The sequence below is a fragment of the Streptomyces sp. NPDC058620 genome, assembly GCF_042717135.1.
GTDB lineage: Bacteria > Actinomycetota > Actinomycetes > Streptomycetales > Streptomycetaceae > Streptomyces.
Genome location: NZ_JBHXQO010000110.1, coordinates 1 through 2,960, shown reverse-complemented (window position 1 = coordinate 2,960; position 2,960 = coordinate 1). Strand labels below are relative to the sequence as shown.

General features: G+C 70.4%; 2 protein-coding genes. One reads left to right on the top strand and one right to left on the bottom strand.

All coding sequences use genetic code 11. From position 1 onward, the window contains the following. Positions 1-106 precede the first annotated feature (106 nt). On the bottom strand, positions 107-1,000 hold the full coding sequence (locus tag ACFWSK_RS36990; protein ID WP_383796383.1) for a glycoside hydrolase family 19 protein: 894 nt from the start codon (positions 998-1,000) through the stop codon (positions 107-109). A gap of 275 nt (positions 1,001-1,275) precedes the next feature. Here ACFWSK_RS36990 and ACFWSK_RS36985 point away from each other — a divergent pair, with 275 nt between their 5' ends. After that, a complete protein-coding gene (locus tag ACFWSK_RS36985) occupies positions 1,276-2,802 on the top strand; it encodes a substrate-binding domain-containing protein (protein WP_383796380.1) in 1,527 nt (508 codons plus the stop codon). Positions 2,803-2,960: the final 158 nt, after the last annotated feature.

Here is a 2,960-nt window from a genome sequence, read left to right as displayed (position 1 = left end):
CCGCCGCTGGTGACCCCCGTCCGGCACACCCGCCCCCCGGGCAACCCACGGGGGGGGGCCGCCGGCCGGGGGCCGCCCCCCCCCCCCGTCCGGGTGGGGGCCTCGGTCAGCAGCTCAGGTTCGAGCCGGGGGTGGTGCCCAGGATCTGGGTGAAGGCCCGGTACTTGTCGATGCGGCTCTGGACCTGGGCGGGGTTGCCGCCGTTGCACTCCAGGCTGCCGTTGATCGAGCGGATCGTCTCGCCGAATCCGGCGCCGTTGACCATGGCGTTGTGGGGCGTCATGGTGCCGGGGCCGTTCTGGGTGTTCCAGTACCAGAGGCCGGTCTTCCAGGCCACGGAGGCGTTCTGCTCCACCAGGTACGGGTTGCGGAGGAGGTCGAGCCCGAGGGCGTCACCGGCCGCCTTGTAGTTGAAGTTCCAGCTGAGCTGGATGGGGCCGCGCCCGTAGTAGGCGGCCTGGCCCGCGGGGCAGCCGTAGGGCTGACTGCTGTCGCAGTAGTGGGGGTAGTTGGCCTTGTTCTGTTCGACGATGTGCACCAGACCGCCGGTCTCATGGCTGACGTTGGCGAGGAACGCCGCCGCCTCCTGGCGCTTGACCGTGTCGCTGCCGGTGGTGGCGAACGCCGGGTAGGCGCTCAGGGCCGCGGTCAGTCCGCTGTAGGTGTAGAAAGAATTCCGGCTCGGGAACATCTGGTTGAACTGCGCCTCGCTGACGACGAAGCCCGACGGGTTGGGCTCGCCCGGGTCCGTACCGCCGCCGGAACCGCAGGTGCCGGCGTCGGCCCAGACCTGGGCCGTGCCCGGGACCTCGTTCTGGGTCCACCACTTCGCGGACCAGTTGTGCCCGTTGTAGGAGGCCGTGCCGCCTCCGGTGTAGACGGACGAGGCGTTCCACGCAGGGGCGCAGGTGGCCGCCGCGGCCGTGGTGGCGGGGAGGATGACGATCGTCGCGACGACCGCGCCCAGCGCGGTCAGCAGACTCAGGACGCGTCTGATCAAGGTGATCACTCCTTCGACGCGGCGCAGGGGATGCCCGTACGCCGCCATGGGGGGTGACCGTCACTCAAGCGGAATGGTCTGTACCTGTCAAGGTCTAGACCAAGGTTGGCGGAGCGGGCGAACAACCGGCGAACTTCAGTCGACGGGACCTCTTCGCACCCTTCAACTCCCTTGCGGCACCCGTACGGTGACGCGAACTGTTGGCCGCGCCAGGCGCACGCCCGTGCGCGTCGCGGGAGTGTTCGCAGGAGTGCTCGGGGGAGTGCGAGGAAGTCGTGGAGTGGTTCAGCGCCGAGAACGTCGTGGCCGTACTCACCGCCGTACTGGGTGTACTGGCCTCCGTCGGGGTGCTCTGGTATGAGCGCCGCGTACCCCGGCGCAAACGCATCGGCTACCGGGTCCAGATGGACACCCCGATCGGCAGTGACGTCAGTCAGGGGCGGGCCAATGTGCGGCTCGGGCTCTTCAACGAGACACCGGACATGGCCGATGCCACGCTCGTCCTGCTGCGCGTCGAGAACGACGGCTCGCAGTCCATCGGGGACAGCGACTACACGGGCCGCGAACTGCACGGCCTGACCGTCGAGTTCACCGGACGCACGGTCCGCGGGATAGCCGTCACGCAGTCACCGAACGCCGACCACCTGATGGAGCACTTCACCCCGGCCGGCGGCATGCGGCTCAGCGGGCCCCTGATCCGGCTCCCCCGCGTCCCGCTCAACCGCAACGAGCACTTCAAACTGCTCGTGCTGCTCACCGGCGGGAGCGTGGGCAGCCCCATCAGCGTCAGCGGAGGCATCCGGGACGGCGAGGTGCGGCCGAACAAGGCCGCCCGCCCCGACGAGAAACCGCCCCTGTTCGGCCGGGCCGCCCGGCTGATCACCGTGGCCCTGACCATCTGCGTGGTCACGCTCGCCTCGATCATCCTCGTACGGGACGACAGCCCGCCGCCGATCGGCTGCGCCGGGGGCGAGCTGACGGTCACCGGGTCCACCGCCTTCGCCCCCGTCGTACGGGAACTGGCGGAGAAGTACGAGAAGGAGTGCGAGGGCTCCACCATCCACGTGGACGCGCACGGCTCCAACGCCGGCATACGGCGGCTCGCCGACCAGGGCGCCGAGGCCACGTCCGGCTCCCCCGCGCTGGTCGCCCTCTCCGACGGCCCGAAGCCGGACGGCTACCCGCAGCTGCGCGAGAACCGCATCGCGGTCTCGCTCTTCTCCCTCGTCGTCAACGACCGGGTGCCGGTGCGCGACCTCTCGCTGGAGGACATCCGGAAGATCTACCGGGGCGACATCCGCAACTGGAAGGTCCTCGGCGGCCCCGACCTGAAGGTGCTGCTGGTAAGCAGGGACGCCAACTCCGGCACCCGCGAGGTCTTCCAGCGGCGCGTGCTTGGCCGCAACGAACCCGCCCAGTCCTCCCGCGACTGCGCCACCAAGGACGACCCGCAGTCCGCGGTCACCCGCTGCGAACTCGACAGCACCGAACAGGTCCTGTCCACCGTGGCCCGGCTCCCCGGAGCCATCGGCTACAGCGAACTGCGCGCCGGAACGGAACTGAAGGGGCTCCACCAGCTCGCCATCGACGGCAGCACCCCGTCCGTCGACACGATCGGCAGCAGCGCCTATCCGTACCGCGAGATCGAGTACGCCTACAGCTACGGTCAGCCGCCCGCCGACTCGCTGGCCTCCAGCTTCCTCGGCTATCTGAGCCGGGGCAGCGGCCAGGACGTCATCAGGACCCACGGCCACCTGCCGTGCGCGACCCCTAAGGGCCTGCGGATCTGCGGGGCGGACTGAGGCGCTCTGTACTGATCCGCTCCGTCGCCTCGGACCGAACGCGGGAGGGGGGGGGGGGCACGGGGGGCCGCCCCCCCCCCGGGGGGCCCGGGGGGTGGGTACAGTTTTTATAGTGTGTGTGGGGGGGGGCGGGGGGGCGCCCGCAAGCCGCGGGCGGA